Genomic DNA, 1896 nt, shown 5'->3' on the forward strand with positions numbered 1-1896 from the left:
TTTTCAATCTCCCCGAGTTCAATACGGTGTCCGCGTATCTTTACCTGATGGTCATTTCTGCCAAAGAACTCAATCACCCCATCTTCACAGAAGCGTGCCACATCTCCCGTGCGATACATCCGCTCACTTGCTCTGAAAGGATCTGCTACAAAAACCTGTGACGTGCGAGCTGCATCTTTCAAGTAGCCTCTGCCTACGCCTATGCCAGATACACATAATTCTCCCTTGATCCCTACACCACTGAGCTGCTCATCGGCATTCAGTATGTAAATCTTCATGTTCTGTACCGGATACCCAATAGGAACCATCCCCTCTACAGGTTCATGGAAGGTGTAGTGGGTGATATCATCGGAGGCCTCCGTAGGACCGTAGGCATTAATGATAGGTATCTCCGGATGTGAGGCTACCCAACGGTTGGCTAAATTCGGAAGCAGCGTCTCTCCGGTGACCATCAGATATTTTAAACCATCAAGGGTCTCCCAAGATAAGTAACCCTGAGATTCATTGTCTAGTAAAACCGATAAATAGGAGGGTACTACTTCTAAAATAGTTACCTGATCTTTGACTAGTTCCTGTACAAACGCTACTGGGTCTAAGATCGTCTCAAGGCTGTATACTGATGTGGTGCCCCCTACCATTAGTGCGGCTATAAATTGCCATACTGAAATGTCAAAACTCTGGGAGGCATTCTGCGCTATAATACTCTCGCTACTAAGATCTAATACAGACAGCTTGGAGTATAGATGATTGAGCATACCTCGATGTTCTATCATCGCGCCTTTTGGGGTGCCGGTAGAACCGGAGGTGAAAATAATATAACTCAACTGTGAAGATCTTACCTTGATACCAGAGGGGCTTACCACTGATTTTTTATACTGGAAGCAACTCTCCATAATACCAATGGAAGCAGCGGTAAAGAAGGTTCGTAAATCTTCGCTAAGCAATTCTTCACTGGTGATTAAAACCCGGGCGCCAGATACCTCGGCTATGTGACGAGTACGCGCTTCTGGAGTATCAGGAACTACAGGAATGTATGCGCCTCCTGCTTTCCAAATCCCTAACATGGAAATTAAAAATTCTTCACTACGATCCATCATCAACAGTACCAGATCTTCAGGTTGTAGCGCATAGGTACTCAATAGGTAATGGGCTAATTGGTTGGAACGCTCATCTAACTCTCGGTAGCTTAAGCTGTGGTTCTGATATTTTACAGCAAGGGCATCAGGGGTTAAGGTTACCTGCCGCGAGAAGACATCTAAAAAGGTCTCCTCTGTAGCATACTCTATCGTGGTATCGTTAAAGCGTTCGAGTAGGTCATGTGTCTCATCGCTGCCTAACATCTCTAATGAGCCTACTCGTAACTCAGGGGCTTTGAGTACGGACATGATCAGGTTGCTGAAGTGATCGCCCATACGTGCTATGGTAGATGCACGGAAAAGATCGGTACAATATTGTATGGAAATGGATAATCCTGCCTCTTTTTCGGTAGCAATAAATTCTAAATCAAATTTAGCAGATTCGTCCACCGTATCTATGAATGATACCTCACAACCTTGCATGGATATCTCTGTGATCTCTGTGGTGTTCTGTAAAGTGAACATCGTTTGGAACAAGGGGCTGCGGCTACGGTCGCGTACAGCTACTACCCGGTCTACTACGCGCTCAAAAGGAACTTCTTGATGGGCGTAAGCGCCTAAGGTGATTGCCCTTACTTCTTTTAGTAAGGATTCAAAAGAGGCGTTGCGGTCTATGGAAGTCCTGATAGCGATTGTGTTAACAAAAAAGCCTATCAGTGAAGTGATCTCTGCTTGTTCGCGATTAGCGATAGGAACGCCTACACAGATATCATCCTGCCCGGTGTATTTGTATAGAAGTACATTGTAAAGACTTAAAAGG

1 protein-coding gene is annotated in these 1896 nt (G+C 45.1%); it reads right to left on the reverse strand.

Annotated features, from left to right (window positions below):
* The coding region (locus WBG07_RS19280; RefSeq protein ID WP_413788838.1) for a non-ribosomal peptide synthetase at positions 1–1896 on the reverse strand (1896 nt) is incomplete at both ends.

This window comes from Ascidiimonas meishanensis, assembly GCF_037782385.1.
Taxonomy (GTDB): Bacteria; Bacteroidota; Bacteroidia; order Flavobacteriales; family Flavobacteriaceae; genus Ascidiimonas; species Ascidiimonas meishanensis.